This is a genomic window from Acidobacteriota bacterium (assembly GCA_016716435.1).
Taxonomy (GTDB): domain Bacteria; phylum Acidobacteriota; class Blastocatellia; order Pyrinomonadales; family Pyrinomonadaceae; genus OLB17.
The window spans coordinates 101,182-121,550 of the sequence record JADJWI010000003.1; the positions used below are offsets into that span (position 1 = coordinate 101,182).

General features: G+C 59.3%; 18 protein-coding genes. 8 read left to right on the forward strand and 10 right to left on the reverse strand.

Going from position 1 to position 20,369, the window contains the following annotated elements:
• The 5 genes from recN to IPM21_03640 all read right to left on the reverse strand — a co-directional run bounded on the left by recN (position 1) and on the right by IPM21_03640 (position 5,579).
• The gene (gene recN, locus IPM21_03620; protein ID MBK9162989.1) at positions 1–1,737 is read right to left on the reverse strand and encodes a DNA repair protein RecN; all 1,737 of its coding nucleotides are present in this window, start codon (positions 1,735–1,737) and stop codon (positions 1–3) included.
• Complete coding sequence (locus IPM21_03625) at positions 1,695–3,011, reverse strand: peptidase M14 (protein MBK9162990.1); 1,317 nt, start codon at positions 3,009–3,011, stop codon at positions 1,695–1,697. The genes recN and IPM21_03625 overlap by 43 nt, the downstream gene beginning before the upstream one ends.
• Before the next feature lie 109 nt (positions 3,012–3,120).
• Positions 3,121–3,843, reverse strand: a complete 723-nt coding sequence (locus IPM21_03630; GenBank protein ID MBK9162991.1) for a lipid-binding SYLF domain-containing protein — start codon at positions 3,841–3,843, stop codon at positions 3,121–3,123.
• A gap of 126 nt (positions 3,844–3,969) precedes the next feature.
• Complete coding sequence (lpxK, locus tag IPM21_03635; protein ID MBK9162992.1) at positions 3,970–5,013, reverse strand: tetraacyldisaccharide 4'-kinase; 1,044 nt, start codon at positions 5,011–5,013, stop codon at positions 3,970–3,972.
• Positions 5,013–5,579, reverse strand: a complete 567-nt coding sequence (locus IPM21_03640) for an aminodeoxychorismate/anthranilate synthase component II (protein ID MBK9162993.1) — start codon at positions 5,577–5,579, stop codon at positions 5,013–5,015. Before IPM21_03640 ends, lpxK begins: the two co-directional genes overlap by 1 nt.
• Positions 5,580–5,699: 120 nt before the next feature.
• On the opposite strand from IPM21_03640, the gene IPM21_03645 reads away from it, so the two are divergent.
• Complete coding sequence (locus tag IPM21_03645) at positions 5,700–7,469, forward strand: hypothetical protein (GenBank protein ID MBK9162994.1); 1,770 nt, start codon at positions 5,700–5,702, stop codon at positions 7,467–7,469.
• Positions 7,470–7,476: 7 nt separating this feature from the next.
• Here IPM21_03645 and def read toward each other — a convergent pair whose 3' ends face one another.
• The 5 genes from def to IPM21_03670 all read right to left on the reverse strand — a co-directional run bounded on the left by def (position 7,477) and on the right by IPM21_03670 (position 12,347).
• Positions 7,477–7,968: a peptide deformylase gene (gene def, locus IPM21_03650; protein MBK9162995.1), complete on the reverse strand. Its 492-nt coding sequence runs from the start codon at positions 7,966–7,968 to the stop codon at positions 7,477–7,479.
• Positions 7,969–7,988: 20 nt separating this feature from the next.
• Positions 7,989–8,198, reverse strand: a complete 210-nt coding sequence (locus IPM21_03655; GenBank protein ID MBK9162996.1) for a hypothetical protein — start codon at positions 8,196–8,198, stop codon at positions 7,989–7,991.
• A 93-nt stretch (positions 8,199–8,291) separates the two neighbouring features.
• Positions 8,292–9,212 (reverse strand): HlyD family efflux transporter periplasmic adaptor subunit, encoded by a 921-nt coding sequence (locus tag IPM21_03660; GenBank protein ID MBK9162997.1) that lies wholly within the window; start codon positions 9,210–9,212, stop codon positions 8,292–8,294.
• Positions 9,213–9,216: 4 nt separating this feature from the next.
• Entirely contained in the window at positions 9,217–11,580 is a 2,364-nt protein-coding gene (locus IPM21_03665) for an ABC transporter permease (protein ID MBK9162998.1), read from the reverse strand.
• Positions 11,581–11,582: 2 nt separating this feature from the next.
• Entirely contained in the window at positions 11,583–12,347 is a 765-nt protein-coding gene (locus tag IPM21_03670; protein MBK9162999.1) for an ABC transporter ATP-binding protein, read from the reverse strand.
• A gap of 88 nt (positions 12,348–12,435) precedes the next feature.
• On the opposite strand from IPM21_03670, the gene IPM21_03675 reads away from it, so the two are divergent.
• From IPM21_03675 to IPM21_03705, 7 genes are all read left to right on the forward strand, one after another.
• On the forward strand, positions 12,436–12,831 hold the full coding sequence (locus IPM21_03675) for a hypothetical protein (protein MBK9163000.1): 396 nt from the start codon (positions 12,436–12,438) through the stop codon (positions 12,829–12,831).
• Between the two features lie 75 nt (positions 12,832–12,906).
• Entirely contained in the window at positions 12,907–13,230 is a 324-nt protein-coding gene (locus IPM21_03680) for a DUF5335 family protein (protein ID MBK9163001.1), read from the forward strand.
• A 124-nt stretch (positions 13,231–13,354) separates the two neighbouring features.
• Positions 13,355–13,789, forward strand: coding sequence for a hypothetical protein (locus IPM21_03685; protein ID MBK9163002.1), 435 nt, complete (start codon positions 13,355–13,357; stop codon positions 13,787–13,789).
• A gap of 131 nt (positions 13,790–13,920) precedes the next feature.
• On the forward strand, positions 13,921–14,355 hold the full coding sequence (locus tag IPM21_03690; GenBank protein ID MBK9163003.1) for a FixH family protein: 435 nt from the start codon (positions 13,921–13,923) through the stop codon (positions 14,353–14,355).
• Between the two features lie 27 nt (positions 14,356–14,382).
• Positions 14,383–17,514, forward strand: a complete 3,132-nt coding sequence (locus IPM21_03695; GenBank protein MBK9163004.1) for an efflux RND transporter permease subunit — start codon at positions 14,383–14,385, stop codon at positions 17,512–17,514.
• A complete protein-coding gene (locus IPM21_03700; protein ID MBK9163005.1) occupies positions 17,501–18,865 on the forward strand; it encodes a TolC family protein in 1,365 nt (454 codons plus the stop codon). The genes IPM21_03695 and IPM21_03700 overlap by 14 nt, the downstream gene beginning before the upstream one ends.
• Complete coding sequence (locus IPM21_03705; protein ID MBK9163006.1) at positions 18,862–20,364, forward strand: efflux RND transporter periplasmic adaptor subunit; 1,503 nt, start codon at positions 18,862–18,864, stop codon at positions 20,362–20,364. The genes IPM21_03700 and IPM21_03705 overlap by 4 nt, the downstream gene beginning before the upstream one ends.
• The last annotated feature ends 5 nt before the right edge of the window (positions 20,365–20,369 follow it).

The window sequence follows — 20,369 nt, forward strand, 5'->3', positions numbered from 1 at the left end:
CTATCCTGCCGCGGCGAGCATTTCGCGGGCGTTCTCGCGGGCGGCGTCGGTTATCTTTTCGCCGGCGAGCATACGGGCGATCTCTTCGATGCGTTCGGCGGGGCCGAGTTCGCGGAGGGCGATCTCGGTCCGGCCTTTTACGGCCGCTTTCTCAACTACAAAATGCCGATCCGCCTTTGAGGCGACCTGCGCCTGATGCGTAACGCAGAGCACCTGTTGCGACTCGGCAAGCGCCTTGAGCTTGAGCCCAACAGCTTCAGCCACTCGCCCGCCGATTCCGGCATCGATCTCATCAAAAACCGATGACGTCGCCGAACTCCGCGGCCGCGAGGCCGTCTTCAAAACAAGCATCAGCCGCGAGGCCTCGCCGCCCGAGGCGACCTTTGCCAGCGGCTTGACCGCTTCGCCGGGATTTGCCGAGAAGAAAAACTCAACGCGGTCGATGCCACTCGCGGCCGGTTCCGCCGGAAGGCCTTCGAGGCGTGTTTCAAATTTAGCTTTATCAAAGGCAACGTCCTTGAGCGATGCCTCGACCTGCTTATCAAACTTCTTCGCGGCGGACCTTCGTTTCTCGCTGAGGCGTTTCGCGACCTCGAGATACGCTGTCTCGGCCTCGGCGAGCTCGGCGGCAAGTTCTTTCTCGCGAAGCTCGGCAAGTTCGATATTTGAAAGCCGCTGTTCGGCATCGGCCTGATGCTCGAGGGCCGCCTCAACCGAGCCGCCATATTTGCGCGAGAGCCGCGTTATCTCGGCCAGCCGATCCTCGATCTCCTCAAGCCGCTCGGGCGAGTGCTCAAGCCCGCCGCGAAAGTCGCGGAGCGTCGTTCCAAGGTCCTCGGCGACCGCCTCAGCACTTTGCAGGCCTTCGATGTAATCAGCAAATCGGCGATCGTAGGTCGCGAGTTCCTCTATCCGCTTGATCGCCTGCCCGAGCGATGAAAGGGCCGAATGCTCGTCCTCGTAAAGCAGTCCGAAGGCCTCATCGCTGAGCGACGAAAGCTTCTCGATATTTGCCACCCGCCGCTTTTCATCCTCAAGTTCCTCGGCCTCACCGGGCACGAGGCTTCCCTCTTTCAGCTCATCAACCTGAAAACGGAGAATGTCGAGAAGCTGGAGCTTTTCGGCTTCGTCGCGTTTCAGCGTGGCAAGCTCGCGGCGAACGCGTTCGAGGTCGGCAAAGCGATAACCGACCTCCATCGGAAGCTCGCCCGTATCGGCAAAATCATCGAGCAGGGCAAGATGCGTCGCCGGGTCAAAGAGCGTGCTCTGCTCGCCCTGGCCGTGGATGGCGACGAGCTCCGGCCCGAGCCGCTTGAGAAACGCGGCCGTTACCAACTGGCCATTTACGTAAATACGGTTCTTGCCGCTGCGGCTGATGTCGCGGCGGACGATGAGTTCGATCTCGCCTTCGGCGTCATGGTCGATGCCGCTTTCATCAAGCAGCGTGAGCAGTAGCGAATTTGCCGGTAGGAAAAAGATGCCCTCGATGCGGGCCGCTTCCTCGCCGTCGCGGATCAGGTCGGTCGAAATGCGGTCGCCGGTGAGCGCCCCGAGGCTGTCAACAATGATGGACTTGCCCGACCCGGTTTCGCCCGTCAATAGATTGAGCCCGTGGCCAAATTCGGCCTCGAGTTCATCGATGAGGGCGATGTTCTTAATTCTTAGAACGGTCAGCATAATGCCGGGCGGGCCGGCTATCTCTTTATCTTCGGGACGTCCTCGCCGCCCTTGAGCCATCGTCCGAGCGAGAAGATGGCGTCGGGCGGAAACTCGGTCTCGAGCTCGGGACTTGTCCAGTTTACCTGCCGGCCTTTCTTATAGAAAAGAAGATCCGCGAAGGTTCCGCTCTTTATCGGATTGTAACGGCCGATGACGTTGTATCCCGAGACATCAAACTCCTCAAGCCCGGTGACGCTGCTGAGGTCTCCAACCGACCTGACGAAGCCGGGCGTCGCGAGACCGGCACGGCGACGCTCGACGTTGACGGCGATGTCGGACGGCTTGGCCTCGGCCGGCTTGGCCCTTTCGATCACGGTCGCTCCGCGAAAAATGAAATAGAAGATGCGACGCGAGCTATTCCGCGGGATGAACTCGTAAGTGGACGGGCTGTATCTCGCCTCGCTGCCATCGGCAAGTGCGCGAAGTGCCGTGATGTAAGCGACGAAATTCATCTTTGCCAGATAGAACTCATCGCGGCCGTGGAGCCCGCCGGTCTCGATCAAAATGGTCGGTGTGCCCCAGGCGGAAAAGTTGTCGCCAAAGGCCGTCGGTGTCCAGTCATCACCGTAGCGGCCGATGTGACCGGGAATGAACTGGTTGAGCGCCGAATACATAGCCGAGACGAGCCGCGTGTTGCGCTCATGGCCGGGCGTCAGCGTCTTTGCCTCGTCGCCAAAAACGACAAGGAACGAGATCGCGGCTTGCTTGTCGGTTGCGCCGACTGTGGTCAGGTAATTCTGATTATGGAGATTAAAACCGATCTCGGGCTGCCAGGAATCGCGAAGCGCCTTTAGCACACGGCCCTCGGGCGTTTTAAGGTCCACGGCGTCGCGGTTTATATCAATTCCCTGCAAGTTGCGCCGGATGAAGAGCTCGGCGCCATCGGGGTTGAGCATCGGGACGACGCGGAGCGTTATCTTTTCTTCGATCTGCTTGACCCATTCCTTATCGCGATTTTTGTGGAATATGGTAAGCATATCGAAGAGCACCGGCGTTGCCGTCGGCTCATCGCCGTGCATCTGCGACCACATAAAGACCTTGAGCGGCCCGCGGCCCCACTCCGCCTGAAATATCGGGCGATCGGCAACGCTCCGGCCAACCTCGTTAACGCGAATCCCGAGTTTGCGCAATGCTTCGACCTCGTCGATAACGTCTTTGATACGGAGGATCGATGCGGGCTTCTTCACCACGTGCTCGCGTTCCCAGAGTTCGGCGAGTTCGGCGGGCGTTTGCGGCAATGCATTCATTACAAAAAGGACAGCTGTGAGAGCGAGGGCTGCGGCTATTCTCATATGTGAATAAGATAAACCGAGATTTCGGCGGCGGGCAAGGCTGTAAAGACAAAGAGGATGTCGGGAAAGCTTTATTCCCGACATCCTCTATCGAAAACCGACGCCAAATTTACTGTGCGTGGCGGGTTACCGCTTCCTGAAAGACCTTGGTTGCCGGCGGGATGTCCGCGATGGCGACCTTGTTGACCCCGGTCAAAAGATCGTTGGCCTTGAAGCCGTAAAGTGCCATGTTACGGTCGTTGTCAGGACTCATTACGCCACCCTTGAGCGAAACGCCGGCAAAGAGTCCCCTGCTCCGCGAATAAGAAAGGATCTCTGCCTGAAGCTGTGCATCGGTCGTTGCCGCGGCGGTACGGCCAACCGGTCCGGCTGCGACCGAGCCTTCGGCACCGAGCTCGAACCGGTCCTCAAGCAGGTTCTTCAATCCGTCCTCGTTCATAAAGAGCAGCACGTAGTCGGTCGATGAAGCTCCGATCTGGAATCCGACGCTTCCGGCCGCGAGCTTGAATGCCGTCGGAGCGCTCCAGCCACTCGCCAGACGACGAGAAATGAGTCCGTGTCCGCCGCTTCCGCCGATGCCGAAGGCGACCTTCTTGACGCCCGGGAAAACGGCTATAGCTTTCGCATTTTTGAGCAGTGATTCGGGTATCGAATTTGCGGGTATCCTCATCAGCTCGTCAAGGACCTTGCTGGCCTTCTTTGCCGTTTCACCGGCCTTTTTGACCTGATTGCGTTTCTCTTTTTCGCTCATCTGCCCGTAAACGCCGGAAACTCCGAACGCAAATACGACCGCAAGAGCGGTCAGGGCAGCAATGTAATTTCGTTTGAACATTATTCTTTTCTCCTGAATGTCTATTCCCACTAACATGGCCGCGCAGGCAAACTTCGCCCTGAGGCGAATGCCCGCTTAGCCTAAAGTTGCTACATGTTTAAAGCCTAGTGCTATTGAGACGCGAAGTCAATGATTTTCTTTAAGAGCGCTGAGAAGGCTTTCGCGAAAATCGATCTCCGGTGCCACAAGTGTGCTGAGCTCGGCAACGAAACACGGTAAAGAGAACAGCTCGGGCTCGAGCTTTACGGCGTCCTTGGCGGTCGTTAATAATGCAGAAGCACCGGCCGCATTTGCCGATGCTGTGAACCATTCGACATCGGTCTTGGTATATCGATGATGATCGCGAAAGGCCTTGGTTCCGGCGACGTCGGCTCCCGCTCGGCGGAGCGTAGCGAAAAAATGTTCGGGGTTCCCAAGGCCGCAAAAAGCGAACGCAGGCCCGGGCAAGTCACGGTTTGAACCGGCGTTTTCGCCTGCGAGAAAAGCGGAAAGCTCGGTGAACCCCGAGATGCCGCTTTCGGCACGGAAGATCTCGGCCTCGGATGCGAAGCGTCTGATCTCTTGTTCGAGCTTTGCAAGGTCGGCCGCGGCTTCGGCCTTGGTAATGATGACCGCATCCGCACGGCAAAGGTTTGCGGGCGATTCGCGGAGCCTGCCCGCGGGCAGCAATTCGCCGCCGCCGAAGGGATCGGTCGCGTCGATACAGACGATGTCGAGTTCGCGGGCGGCACGCCGATGCTGGAAGCCATCGTCGAGGACAAAGCAGGAGACTGCAAACTCATTTCTCGCGTATTTCGCTGCCGCGACACGGTCGGCATCGGCGATTATGACTGCGGTTCCTGCGAGGCGACGGGCGAGCTCGACCGGTTCGTCGCCGCCCGTTTCGGCATCGGCAAGTATCGATGAGCCATCGGAGACGACGACCCGCTTGCCAGGCTCGCGGCGGCCGTAGCCACGGGTCAGGATACAAACTCGTTCGCCGCTTTCGGCAAGAATTTCGGTGACGAGAGCGACAACGGGCGTCTTCCCGGTTCCGCCGGCGGTGATATTTCCGACGCTGATCACTGGTGCGCCGAGGCTGTGCACTTCAAACCATTTGCGGTCGTAAAGCGCGTTGCGGAGCCCGGCACCGGCCGCATACGCCCAACCGAATGGCGAGAGTGCATTCATCAGAGTTCGAGGAAATTGCGGAGCATCGTCTTGCCGTGCTCCGTCAGGATAGATTCCGGGTGAAACTGAACGCCCTCGATCGCGAGTTCGCGGTGCCGCATCGCCATCACAAGCCCATCGGGCGAGGTGGCCGAGACCTCAAGGCACTCCGGCAGCGAGTCGCGTTCAACAACGAGAGAGTGATAACGCCCGGCGGCAAAGCCATCGGGAATGCCGGCAAAGATCGATCGGCCGTCGTGATTTACTGTAACCGGCTTACCGTGGACCGGCTCAGGGGCACGAATGACCTTACCGCCAAAGTGCTGGCCTATCGCTTGATGGCCGAGACAGACGCCGAGGACCGGCAGCCGGCCCGCAAAACGCTCTATCACCTCAAGCGAGATTCCGGCGTCATCCGGCGTTCCCGGCCCGGGCGAGATAAGGATCCGCTCGGGCTTGAGGTCGGTTTCGATGGCGTCGGCCGTTATCTCGTCGTTGCGGAAAATGCGCATCTCCGCCCCCATTTCGCCGAGGTATTGGACGAGGTTATAGGTAAATGAATCGTAGTTGTCTATTACAAGCAGCATCGCCGTTCTGTCTAATTTCGCACCTGCGGCTTCCAAATACCAAACGCCTTTCGGCAAGAAATCATTTACGAGAGCGTCCTTTCAATATATTATGTTCGGAACTTCTGTTCGAGGTTTTCTATGAGGCCAATCAAACTTGCGTGCACACTAATGCTTTTCGCGGCGGTCGCCTTTCCGCAAAATCCGGAGGATGAGAAAAAGAAAAAGGCCGAGGAAGTGAAGGCGAAAGCCGTTGCGATGCTACGCGAAACGACCTCTTCGGTCGCCAATCTCCGCACGGCCGAGAACCGGATCAGCTTTATGGCCGAGCTTGCCTCGCTAATGTGGATGCACGACCGCGACCAGGCACGGGCGATGTATGGCTCGGTGGTAATGGATTTCAAGAACCTGATCGCCCAGATCGATACTCAGATGAACATGGCCCAGGCGGCCGCAGATGCTGACCTGCGCGATCTCGGCCCCGGACCGGGAATGTTCAACGAACCGACCGATGCGTTACGCGCGGCTACGAAGTTTCGCTCGGCGATGGCCGTTAGGCAGGCGATAGCGATGAGCCTTGCCGAACACGAGCCCGAGCTTGCCCTGAGCTTTTATTACGACGCGATAGCGGGCATCACAAACCCGCGACTCGCAGAGATGACCTCGAACGACGGTTATTTCGAGGTGCAGTTGCTGCAGAGCGTCGCCAAGAAGGATCTTGACCGGGCGGTCCAACTGGCGAAGAATACGCTCAAGGGGCGGCTCAACTATCTGCACATCGGGCTTTTGCGTCAGGTTTACGATAAAGACGCGGACAAGGGCGTCGAACTGGCCGGCGTTTTTCTTTCAAAGATCAAAAACGACGGGCCGGAGAAGCTGGAGATCTATGTGGTCGCAAGCCTTGTAGGGCTGTCGGACGAATTGATGCCGGAGCGGGGCAACGCCGCAAACCGAAAGCCGCTCTACACACAGCAGGAGCTTCGCGAGCTTGCGGACATAATGGGCCGGGCGATGCTGGAGGGCGACCCGGAGATGGGCGCCGGGATCAGCTATATATCGATCATAGATAAATACAGCCCGGCACGTGCGGCGCAGGTTCGGGCCAAGTTCAAAATGGGCCCGGCGGGACGTTCTAGTGGGCGAAACATTGGGACATCGAACGCGATGGCAAACGCCGCTAACACGACTGCGAATATAGGCGTAAGCAGCACACCGAATCCGGATTGGGAAGCCGCTGAACGTGAACGCGAGGCACGCGAAGAAGCCGAGCGCAAGTTGATGGAAGACATCGGTGGCCTCGGCAAAAAGGAATTGCCGAAAGAGGAACGCGACCGCATCGTCGCCCGCTCCCGCGAGATAATAATGAAAACGCCGGGCCGCGAAAAGAAGATCATGGCCCTGAGCGCTCTTGCGACGTCGGTCAAGCAAGCCGGCGATGTCGCACTCACTGCGGAGATTATGCGCGAGGCCGAATCGCTCGTCCGGCCCGATCCGCGAAATTATCAGGACTTTCTCGCAACCTGGATGATCATTTCCGGCTATGCCTCGGCCGAGCCCGACCGTGCCTTTATGATGCTCGATGACACGATCTACCGGGCAAATGAGGTGATCGGGGCATTCGTCCGGGTCGGCGAATTCATTGATGTGACGGAGCAGATGATCGTCGATAGCGAGATACAGCTCGGTGCCTTCGGCGGCGGAATGATCCGCGGGCTTTCAAATGAACTCAACATCGCCGAGGCGACCATCGGGCTGCTAGTCGATGCAGACCTTGCGCGGACAAAGGCCGCGGCCGATAAATTTGACCGCCCCGAGACGCGTGTGCTCGCCCGGATGATGATCCTGCGGAATATCCTTGCCGACAAGGAAAAAGCGGATGATGTCGATGAGATCCTCAGCGGGCTGAAGTAGTCGGAAACTAACGCCAGCTTTGTTCTTTGCGGAAACGCTTTACGACCATGTCGCGACGCATTTTCGGAAGGTGGTCGATGAATAGCTTGCCGTTGCAGTGGTCGGTCTCGTGGAGAAATGCACGGGCGGCGTAGCCTTCGGCCTCGCTTTCAAACCACTCGCCCTTCGTGTCCTGTGCCCGGAGCCGTGCCTTCATCGGCCGCGTAACGACCGCCGGCACTTTGCCGACCGAAAGGCAGCCTTCCTGTCCGGTCTGTTCGCCCTCGGTGTGAACGATCTCCGGATTGGCCGCGATCAGCTTTATACCGTCGCAGTCCATCACAAAAAGCCGGAGGTTGAGCCCGATCTGCGGAGCGGCGAGCCCGACGCCTTCGGCCGCGTACATCGTCTCGAACATATCCTCGCAGAGCGCTTCGAGCTCGGCATCAAATTTCTCGACGGGCTTTCCCATCTGCCCGAGAACGGCCTCGGGATATTCAGTTATCTTGCGTATTGCCATTGCGGTCGGAGCGATGAGGATCAACGAGGGATGACGCCGGTCCGGGCACCGCGGGTATAGCCGCGATGCGCAAAGAACCCCTTCTCTTCACGAGAGAGGCACTCCCAGCAGACAACGGTCCGGTCGTTCGTCGGCGATAGAAATGTGTTGTAGTGCGTCACCTCGCGGTCGCACTCGGTGCAACGCGCAAGCGGCTTTTCGGTCACTTTTGGATCGATCGCAGATATCATCAGGCTTCTCAGACCTCTATAATCACAGGTAGTTTATGTTGGAACAGATTCATTTGCAATGCCGTCCCGGAATCGCCGCTCGATGCCGGCAATCTAATTTGTCCGGCTGACCCTCGTTCCCTCCGCGACGCTGTTGGGCGGATGGAGGATCACCGGTTCTCCCTCGGCAAGCCCGCCGCGAATCTCGACAAACGACGGCGACCGATGGCCGATCTCAATGGTCTTCGTTCTTGCCTTTGAGCCCTCGATAACAAAGACCTGCCATTCCTCGCCGCGGCGGAAAAGAGCGCTTGCGGGCACGCGCAGAACGTCCTTCCCTTCCCAGACGATGATCCGGACATCAACGCGATAGTTATCCCCGAGCCTTTCGGGCGGATCGACAAAATCGGCGATGACATTGACTCGCTGTTCCTCAACGCCCAGCGAAGAGACCTTTGTAAATGCTTGCGGCTCGACGTTTCGGACCTTTGCTTTAAGTTGGGCATCGTCTGCCCGGTTCGAGATGAGGACCTGCATATTGGGCCGGACGAGCGTCGCATCCGCCGAGAGAAGGTCGGCGACGACCTCGATCTGCGATGGCTTGCTCACCTCGGCGATCGGCGCACCGGCCTGAACGATGCCCTCGCTTGTGGCGAAGATCTTGGTCAGGATGCCGTCCGCCGGCACATAGACGTTATAGGCGAATGGGAACACTTTCGGTTCGGGCACCCGGCTCGGGTCGAGCGGCCGCGGCGGTGCCGGATCGATGCGCGTCAGGACATAGCCCTTTGGGACACGGTCGCCCTCATGGAGCTGAATGCGGTACATCTTGCCGGAGACCGGTGCGGTGACCACGAACCGTTCGTGGTAACGGGTTCGGCCCTCGGCGTCAATTGATGAGATAAGCTCGCCGCGGGTGACGCTTCCGGCCTCGACCAGGACCGCATCGGATCGGAAGAACATGAAATAGCCCAGAATGAGAACGAGCACGAGGCCGCCTCCGATATAAAGATAGCGATTCTTTGGTAACTTCATGACTTTACTCCCGCGTTTTAAGCACAGCGATCAGGTCCATATGCCTGATCCTTCTTGCAACGATCATTCCTGAGACGGCGGCTGCGATGACGACGATGCCGGCCGAGTAGATGAACGTCTCTGCCGAAATGACGACCGGCAACCGGACGATCTCAGCATCGACGACCCTCGTGACCAGCCACGAAGTCACGAAACCCAGAAACCAACCCATCGGGATCGCAAGCAGCGTCAGCGCGGCCTGTTCCCCGAGAAGCATTTTGGATATCTCGCGATTTGTGAACCCAAGCACCCGCAGCGACGATAGTTCGCGGCCGCGTTCGGCGAGTGCGATGCGGGCTCCGTTATAGACAACGCCGAATGCGATGACACAAGCAAAGCCGATCAGGAACCACGTCATTGTGCCCATCGTCTTTGCCATAGTATCGTTGAAACTTTCGAGTGCGGCCTTCGGCAGGCCAACGCCCGAGACCGCCGGCGTGCGTTTGAGCCTGGAGTAAAGCTCTGTTCTTGCGTCCTCATCTACGCTCATGAAGGCGCCCGAGACCGTCTCGCCTTCCATCATTAATCGGTTCAAGGCCCGAATGTCCATATAGGCACTCAGCCCAAGCAACTCCCGCGGCACATCGGCGATGGCCACTTCGCGGACCGGCCGCGAGCCCTCGGTCACTTCGACCGTAACGATATCGCCCTTTGCGACCCCGAGCGATTCGGCTAACGTGCTGCCGAGGACGATCCCCTCGGGCGGCAGGTTGACTATCCGCAGGTCGTCATTGACGATGCGGCGGAGTTCTCCGTCCGAGCTGAGCCCGATCAGCCCGACGCGCCGCGAGCGGCTGGCGAAACGAAGCCTGGCCGAAACGACCCGGTAGGGCTCGACCCGCCGGACGCCTGGAAGCCCAGCAAGTTCGAGTGCCGCACGGCCCGGCCGCGGCTCGTTGAAACCGACCTCGACGTCCTCCCTCTGAACAAGATCGAACTGGACCATCACGATCCGGTCGATGGCATCGAAAAAATAGAACCCAATGAATAGCAGAGCGATCGAAAGCGAAATGCCGAAGGCAGAAAGAAGGGCCTTCACCGGCCGGCGGGCAAGATTGCGGGCAGCGATCCGCGACTCGGTCGAGAGCATTTGCTGGAAGCCTGTCGATTCGATGAAGCCGGCGTGAAAGTTCGCGGGCGGCTCCGGCCGCATAGCCTCGGCGGGTGGGAGCGAGACCGCATCGCGGACGGCCGCAGTAGCACCAATGGCCGCAGACCCGATGCTGATAACGAAAGACCAGACGACGACCGGGAGCGAGATGCTGAAATCGAGGATCGGAAAATGAAAGAACTCGCCGTAAAGCCTTGCCATTCCACGGCCCGTCCACCAACCGAGCCCGATGCCGATGACGATGCCGCCAAAGATCGCCAGAACGGCGAGCTGAAGATAATGCAGGCCAATGTCCGCGTTCGAATAGCCGAAGGATTTGAGGAGTCCGATCTGTTCGCGCTCGACATTAACGAGCCGCGTCAGAACAAGGTGGAGCAGAAACGCTGTCACGCCGAGAAAGATGACCGGTATGACGGTGCCGAAGACTTGGAGCTCAGAGAGTTCATTCGCGACAAAGCGGTGCGAGAGTTGGTCGCTGCGGCCATAGGCGCCGAATCCTCCATATGGTTCGAGGATCCGGTCGAGCTTTTCGATAACGTCGGCCTCGCCGGCACCGGGAGCGAGCGTCAAGACAACGTCATTGAAGGCATTCTCCATCTGGAAAACGCTCGCGACCGCTTGTTCGTTCATCCAGAGAATGCCGAACCGGCGGTTATCCGGAAAGATGTCGCCGGGCCGGATCTCATAGATGTACTCGGGCGAAAGCGCAATGCCGACGACCCGCAGCCGCCGCAGCCTGCCGTTGAGCACGGCGCTGACCTGATCGCCGGGCTGAAGCCGGTTGGCATCGGCAAAGGCTCCGCTGATGACAACTTCGTCCCGATCGCCGGGCTCGAGCAAACGGCCGCGGAGAAGAAAGAGCGAATTGAGATGGCCGGCTTCTGTTTCCGGCACCGAGACAAGGCGGCCTTGGGCGGGCTCGGGAAGATCGGGCAGGTCGAGTGTAACCTTTGCCACGACGCGAGCCTCGACCTCGGCAACGCCGGGGATCGCCCTTATCTCGGCCGCAGCCGAACGCGGAGCTCGCTTGAGCCCGGCGAAGACATCCGCAAAACGGTAATGCGAATAGTAATTGTCGCGGCTTTCGACGAGCGACTCGTAGGTGCTTTTCATCGCCACAAAAGACGCCACGCCGCAGGCAACGACAAGCATCGTCGCCAGCACCTGGCCCCGCAGGTGCCAGAGGTCGCGGACCATCTTTTTGTTTAGCGGCTTCATCGCTACCAGACCATAGAATCGGGACTTATCTTTTCGGCATTACGAATGATCTCGGTGATCCGTCCGCTACCGATGTGGATAACGCGGTCGGCCATCGCCGCGATCGCCGCATTGTGTGTGATGATCGCGGTCGTCGTTCCGAGTTCCCGGTTCACCTTCTCGATCACCTTGAGAACAAGCTTCCCGGTCGTCACATCCAGAGCCCCCGTTGGCTCATCGCAAAGCAGAACATCGGGCTGCTTGGCAACGGCACGGGCGATAGCCACACGCTGCTGCTCGCCGCCGGAAAGCTGTGCCGGAAAATGATCGATCCGCTCAGAGAGCCCGACCATTTCGAGCGCCTCTTCGGCCGAGATCGGGCTTTCGGCGATCTCGGTTATCAACTGGACGTTCTCGAGCGCGGTCAGGCTCGGGATGAGGTTATAGAACTGAAAGACAAAGCCGACGTGCTCCCGGCGAAAGCGCGTAAGCTCAGATTCATCGGCCGAGGTTAGGATGTGGTCCTGGTAAACCACCGTGCCTTCGGTCGGCGTATCGAGCCCGCCGATGATGTTGAGCAGGGTCGATTTTCCGCTTCCCGAGGCACCGAGGAGAACGACCAACTCGCCACGGTAAAGCTCAAGATCGACGCCCTTCAAGGCGTGGACCTCGACCTCGCCCATGTGATAGACCTTCGTCACCCCGCGGATCTGAAATACGGCATCGAGAGCCGTGTTCGCGGCCGCATCGCTCGCATTTGCCCCTGATCGTTGTCGCTGTTCCTTCATTTCGAAGTGCCGATTTTCTATAAAATTCGGCTTCCGAAGATACGATCTGCAAAGACCTGTCCACAAAAGCGGAACGGAATTTGAGACAATGCATTTTGTGAAACTGCGTTTAAGGCACAATTCGATCCGCATACGGCTTACCCGGCCCGAGGTTGAAGCACTCGCCTCGTGCACGGCGGTCGAGGAATCCGTGGCGTTCGGCCCCGGAGCGGAAGCGGTTCTTGCTTACGGGATCGAATGCTCCGATGAAGCCTCTGAAGCCGACGCACGGTTTGGGGGTAACCGCGTGGTTGTTAGCCTTCCGCGGACGGCGGCGGTCCAATGGGCGGCGGGCGACGAGGTCTCGATCGAGTTTACAAAGATGGTCGGCGATGGTGCCGAATTGAGGGTGCTGATCGAAAAGGATTTTGCATGTCTCAACCCGCGGCGGGGCGAGGATGAGTCGGATATGTTCCCGAACCCGAATGCGGGAACGGCGTGTTAGCGGACGAGATGTGCGTGGAATTTTCCTAAGGTGCGAGAAATTTCGCAGCTCGGGCATTGCCCGGAGGTAATTGAAATGACAAAAGCAGCACAAAAACACGAATGGGCAGATTTTTTGAAGTTTTTTAGTGAGAAGTTTGAAGGGCGGCCGACGCGGCTCGGCGTTTTCGAGAACGGAAATGACTACTGGCTCGAGTCCGGCCTGCCTTTTGTCGGTGCCGATATTGACACCAAGGACGAGAGGCCGGCTGTCCAGTTGATGGTCGGCGACATGACCCGCAGCATCGAGGACGTCAAGGCGATCCAATTCAAATTCTCAGAGTCGGGCGAGGAAGACGGGCTCGATGTGACCTCGGCAAACGGCCGGACGACCATCCTTCGGTTTGAGAAAGCCGGATAATGGGCGGACCTCTCAGATTGCGATGAATTCGGAACTCGGAGGCGGGCTTTCGTTCGCTTTCTTCTTTATCTGTGCCGAAAGACGATAGGAAATAGTTTTGGCCTTCGCGTGTATTATTGAAAAGATGCTTGACAAGAAGCATCTGGCAAGTTCATATTTCAAAGTTGGAGCTATGAAGCGACGATTTGCAGCCATCATCTTCGTACTGACCATCGCCGGCAACATCTGGGCGGGCGTTTGTCATTGTGTTGAGATGGGCGGCGATTCGGTCTCAAGCTGCTGCAAACGCGAGAAGGTTCAGGGCACCGCGATGAGCGCCCAGCCCTGCTGCGAAGAGCTTTGCGGCGACGAAGGTTTCGTCAATGTGCATCGTGCAAATGCCGATGCGCAGGTGAAGCTCCCTGTCGCTAAGCTTGTCGTGGCCGAGCCATTCGTTCCCTTCACGCCGGTTCGGATTGTCGAACACGCACCACCGCCCGGAGCAGAACGCCTTATCGCAACGCCGCAACTTCCGCGGCCGCCGGACCTTTTCCTACAGCATAATTCCTTCCTGATCTAATTTTTTTCAACGGCCGCCGTTGGGCTTTGAGCGCATTCGTGTGCCTCGAGCCCCGGCGGTTTTTCGCGTGTGCCCGCGATCGCGGGGCCGCAATTGCATTTAAGCCAGAACAAATCAAAAGGAGAAGACCTATGAAGAAGACAACTGTATTTTTGATCATCGCGGCGTTTGCCGTGTTTGCGGCCGCCTGCGGCGGTTCATCGAGCGGCGGAGATGCGGCCGCGGGCGGCAAGACCGTTAAGAGCGGCCCGGCCGGCAACAACCTGACCGCGACGCTCGCCAGCAAGGACGGCGTGCTCCGCAAGGGCAAGCAGGACTTTACGCTGACGTTTACTGATGCCGGCGGCAAGCCGGTCGATGTCGGCTCGGTCTCGCTTAACTTCCACATGCCGGCGATGGGCACAATGGCCGTTATGAACAACCCGGCGACCTTTACGACGACCTCGACGCCCGGCGTTTATGCCGGCAAGACCGATCTTGAAATGGGCGGCGAATGGCAGGCACAGATCAAGTATGAAGGCCCGGCCGGAAGCGGCACGGCAAACTTGCCGATAGTCGCACAGTAACGCACGGAGAAGCAGAGGAAGGCATCGATGATCAATTGGCTGATCGAGTGGTCCATTAAGAATCGCGTTATCGTGATCGCCCTTTACCTGGCACTTGCGGGGGCGGGCTTCTATGCGCTGCTCAACACGCCGATCGATGCCATTCCCGATGTTTCCGATAACCAGGTCATCGTCTTTACGGACTGGCCCGGCCGCTCGCCGCAGGAGGTGGAAGACCAGGTAACCTATCCGCTGGTCTCCAATCTGCAGGGGCTGCCGGGCGTCCGGACCGTAAGGGCGAGTTCGGCGTTTAGCTTCTCGATGATCAACATCATCTTCGAGGACGATGTTGAGCTTTACTGGGCGCGGACGCGCATTCTTGAAAGGCTCAATCTGGTCGCCGCGCAGCTTCCCGCCGGAGTTACGCCGACGCTCGGGCCGGACGCTAGCGGGCTTGGACAGGTCTTTTGGTACACGCTTGAATCAGACAAGCACAACCTGCAGGAACTCCGGACCCTGCAGGATTGGTTCGTCCGCTATCAGCTCAACTCGGTCGACGGCATCTCGGAGGTCGCGACAGTCGGCGGTTACGTCCGGCAATATCAGGTCGATATCGATCCGAATAAACTTCGGGCATACAATATTCCGCTTTCGCGGGTACTCGAGGCGGTTGAGACAGCGAACTCGAACGTCGGCGGCAACGTCGTCGAGCAGGCCGGCGAATGGGCGGTCGTCCGCGGCGTCGGGTTGGTCGAATCGGTCGAGGATGTTGAAACGGTCGTCGTCGGCTCACAGAACGGCACGCCGATCTACGTTCGCGACCTCGGCGAGGTGAAGATCGGCAATGCCTTTCGCACCGGCGCGCTCGACAAGAACGGCAAAGAGGCCGTCGGTGGCGTGGTCATCATGCGGTATGGGGTTAGTGCTCTTGTCGCGATCGACAACGTCAAGAAAAAGATCGAGGAGATAAAACTTGGGCTGCCCGAAGGCGTAACCATCGAGCCCTTTTACGACCGAACGGAACTCATCAACCGGACGGCCGATACGCTCAAGGGCGCGCTCATCGAAGAACTTATCCTTGTAACGCTCGTCAACCTGTTCTTCCTCGCGCATTTCCGCTCGAGCTTTATCGTAACGATACCGCTTCCGCTCGCAGCACTCGCTTCGTTCCTTTTCATGTATCTGTTCGGCATTACGTCGAACATAATGTCGCTCGCCGGCATTGCCATTGCGATCTCGGACCTCGTCGACGCCGGGATCGTCGTTACCGAAAATGCCTATCGGGCGTTGGAGAAAGAGGGCGTCGATTTCACCGACCGCAAACGCGTCTGGGAGATCGTCACCGACGCGACGAAGATGGTCGGACGGCCGATCTTTGCCTCGATGGCGATCATTATCGTGGCCTTTGCACCTGTCTTTGCCCTGACGGGTCAGGAGGGCAAACTCTTTCATCCGCTTGCGTTTACAAAGTCGTTTGCGATGATCGCGGCGGCCGTAATGGCGATCACGCTGGTGCCGGTGCTGTGCGGCCTTATGCTCCGCGGAAAGCTCCGGCCCGAGGAGTGGAACCCGATAATGCGGTTCCTGCGGGCGATCTATCAGCCCGTTTTGCTTGCTGCGTTGAAGCATCGCCTAACGACGATCGCCATCGCACTCGTTCTTTTTGCGGGAGCTATGTTCCTTACCACGCAGATCGGCAGCGAATTTATGCCGCCGCTCAATGAAGGCGACCTGATGTATATGCCGGTGACGGACCCCGGCATCTCGCTCAATGAAGCGACGCGGCTGCTCAGCAAACAGGACCAAATCATTGCTTCATTTCCGGAGGTGAGATGGGCGGTCGGAAAGGCCGGACGGGCCGAGAGCTCGACCGACCCGGCGCCGATAAACATGAATGAAACGGTCGTCCACCTCAAGCCCGAGAGCGAATGGCGGCCGGGGATGACCCGCGAAAAGCTGATCACCGAGATGGACGCCGCACTGCGGATGCCGGGCGTTACGAACATCTGGACCCAGCCGATCATCAACCGAATCGAGATGCTCGCGACCGGCATCCGCTCGCAGATCGGCATCAAGGTCTACGGCAATGACCTCGACACAATCGAACGGACCGGGCAGGAGATCGCCGCCGTGCTCCGCGATGTTCCCGGGGCGGCGGATGTTTATCCCGAGCAGATCGGCGGCGCTCCGTATATTGATATCGAGATCAACCGGCCAGCCGCGGCACGCTACGGCATCGAGGTCGCGACCATTCAGCATGTGATCGAACGCGGCATCGGCGAAACGAACCTGACGACAACCATCGAAGGGCGAAACCGCTTCCCGATCCGCGTCCGCTACGGCGAGGAATATCGCTCTTCGCCCGAGGCGATCGGCCGCATACCGGTGCTCTCGCCGAGCGGCGAAGCAATACCTCTCTCGCTTCTAGCCGAGATCAGATCGGTCGAAGGGCCGGCGATGATCCAGAGTGAGAACGGGCTTCTACGCGGGACCGTGCTGCTCAACGTCCGCGGTCGCGATCTCGGTGGCTTCGTCGCCGAAGCAGACAAGGTTGTCCGCGAACGCGTCCAATTGCCGACGGGCTACTACTTTAACTGGAGCGGGCAATATGAAAACCAGGTCCGGGCTCGCGAGCGGCTGATCATAGTTATCCCGATCGTGATCCTGATAATCTTCGGGACGCTTTACCTGACGTATAACTCATTCCTCGAGGCGGCCCATGTGATGCTCGCCGTGCCGTTTGCGCTGACCGGCGGTTTCTACCTGCTCTGGATGTTGCAATACAACTTCTCAGTGGCGGTCTGGGTCGGGTTCATTGCACTATTTGGTGCGGCGGTGCAAACGGGCGTGGTGATGGTCGTTTACCTTGAGGAAGCCGTGCGGCGAAAGACCGAGGAACTCGGCCAACTCGACCGCGAAACGCTTATGGAAGCGGTCATCGAGGGAGCTCTGCTCCGCCTGCGGCCGAAGGTGATGACGGTCGCGACGATAATCTTCGGGCTTTTGCCGATCATGTGGAGCACGGGAGCGGGCTCGGAGGTGATGCGGCCGCTCGCGACGCCGGTTTTCGGCGGAATGGTCTCTAGCCTGCTGCACGTGCTGATCGTTACGCCGGTGATCTTTTATTGGCTGCGGGTATTTCAATTAAAGAGGGAGGGCGAACGCGATGCGACTGCGTGATCGATTTTCCGCCCTGACCCTGATCGCCGCCGGCGGACTCGGTTTCGTGTTTCTCTTTGCGGCAGGCATTTCGGCTCAAGTGGTGATCGATCCACCGCGGTCGGTCTCGGTCCAAAAGTACCTCGACCCGCAGGGCGGAATGACCGCCGATGAAGCGGTCCGCCGAGCGATCGATGGCAATCAGGAACTTGCGGCAATGCGGAAAGAGGTCGAAGCCGGCGAGCAACTCCTGAGGCAAGCGGGTTTGCGTGCAAACCCGAGCCTTGAACTCGGCGGCGAGCGGCAGATCGCCGGCATGGATAAAAGCTATATGGTCCAGGGCGGCATTCCGCTCGAGCTCGGCGGCCGCCGGGCGGCACGCAAGCGGATAGCCGAAAGCGAACTTGAGATCCGCCGGCTTGCCGCGGCCGAAAGCGAACGGCAGCTTGCCGGCGAGGTGCGGACGAAATTTGGCGAGGCACTTGCGGCGATACTCAAGCTGCGATTTACCGAGGAAATGCTCGTCGCGGCCGAGCGGAACTTTGACCTCGTCGCCGCACAGGTCGAAGAAGGCCGAAGGGCTCCGCTCGAGCGGAACATCGAAGCGGTCGAGCTTAACCGTATCCGTGCGATGCGCGAAGAGGCAGAAGCCGCGGCCGAGATCGCCCTGCTCGATCTGCGAAACCTGATGGGCCTTACGCCCGACGCGCCGATGCGGCTCCGCGGCACGCTCGATGTTGCCCCGGACGCACTTCCTTTGCAGGCAGATGCCGTAGCCGCGGCTCTCATCCGCCGGACGGACCTCGCCGGAGCACGTGCGGTTGAGCAACTCGCGGCCGCACGCGGTGCACAAGCCCGTGCCGAGGGCCGCGTCGATGCCGACCTGATGCTCGGCTATCAGCGGATGGAAGCCGGCTTCCCTTTTCGTGCCTTCGATAGCGAAGGAATGCTGATGCCGATCGAGAACCGGATGAATTTCTTCACATTCGGTGTGCGGCTAAATCTTCCGGTTTTTGACCGGAAGCAGGGAATGATCGCGGCGGCAAAGCTTGAAGAAGAGGCGGCAGGAAAGCGGCGGGAGTTTGGCGAACTGGTCGTCCGGCGTGAGGTCGCCGCGGCGTATGTGAAGTTTAACCGGTCGGTCCGGGCCGAGCAGATCTATCGCGTCGGCGTTCGCGAGCAGGCTGCCGAGAACCTCGAGGTCGTAAGGCAGATGTACGAGCTTGGCGCTCGAGACTTGCTCGAATATATCGGCGAGCTACGGCGGTATATTGAGGTGGAAAGCGGATATATCGACGCCCAACGAGAGGCATATATGGCACGGATCGAGCTGCTGCGAGCAACAAATTCTGAGGAGTTGACGGGCAAATGAACGAGAACGAAAACAACGAAGTGGAAGCGGCGGCACCTCGCAACACAAAGCTGATCGTGGCGATCGCGGGCGGAGCGGTAGTTGTTTTGCTTGCGGCAGTCGCCATCTGGTATTTCGCGTTCGCGGGAGACGGTGCGGCAGGCAGGGCGGTGCCCGCTCCGCGTTCTTTGCCGACCGCTCCGAGCGAAAGCCAGCCATTGACCGGCCAGACCCTGACGATCGGCGCCGAACAGCGTGAGAACGCCGGCCTCGTTATCGAGACCATCGGCGAGCAGCTCGCCGCCGAGCTTGGGCTAACCGCGGCGACCGGCGTCGTCGAGCCGAATGCTTATCGCAACACCCCCGTGCTGCCACTCGTCGGCGGAGTCGTTCGCAGCATCGGGCCGGAGCTCGGCGATCAGGTCTCGCGAGGGCAGACGGTTGCAGTGGTTTTCAGCAATGAATTTGCCGATGCCCAGTCGCGCTACGTCGCCCTGCTGACCGAGGCCGAAAATGCCCGACGAAATTTTGAGCGAACACAGCGGCTAGTCGCAATCAATCAGCCGGGCCGAACCGAATTTGACGCCGCCGCACGACAGATGAAGGCCGCCGAGGCCGCACTCAACGAGATGCAGGCACGCTTTCAGCGGACGACCCGCCTGCTCGCCATCGGCGGTGCAAGCCGTGAGGAACTTGAGCAAGACACGACGAAACTTCGCACGGCCGAGGCCGAAGTGGCCGAGGCCCGCAACCGCTACGACCGTGCCGGCCGGCTGCTTGAGATAAACCCCGAAACGCGTTCGCAGAATGAAGAGGCGCTCAATAAACTCCGCACCGCCGAGGGCGAACTTGCCTCGGCACGGCAGAGGCTTGTTCTATATGGGATGAGCGAGGCGAGGCTGAACGGGCTTCGTTCGCCCTCGCAGATCCGGTCGGAAATGGAAGTGCCGGCACCGGTCTCGGGCACTGTCACGACCCGGACGGCCAACCCGGGCGAAGTGGTCGACGCCAATAAGGAACTCATTCGCGTAACTGATCTTTCGACCGTTTGGGTCATCGCCCAGGCATTTGAACGCGACCTGCCAAAGCTCCGGACCGGCAGCGGGGCGTCGGTCACGACCGCTGCCTTTCCTGATAGGCTTTTCCGCGGGCAGGTGACCTACATCGACCCCGCCATTGACCCCGCAACGCGTACGGCGAAGGTCCGCGTTGAGATACCGAACGGTGATCGAGTGCTCAGGCTCGGGATGTTCGTCAACGTCGCCTTCGGCGCACTTCAGCAGAGCGAGCGGACCGTGCCCGTAATTCCGGCCGACGCCGTGCAAACGGTGAGCGGCAGGCCGACCGTTTTCCTCGCGACGGCCGACCCGAACGTCTTCGAACTGCGGCAGGTCTCGCTCGGGAGTGAGACTAACGGCCGCTATCCGGTGCTTGAAGGCGTTAACGTCGGCGACCAAGTCGTTACGACCGGAAGCTTTCTGCTACGTGCTGAGTGGGTAAAGTTAAACCCGGGGCAATAGCCGGA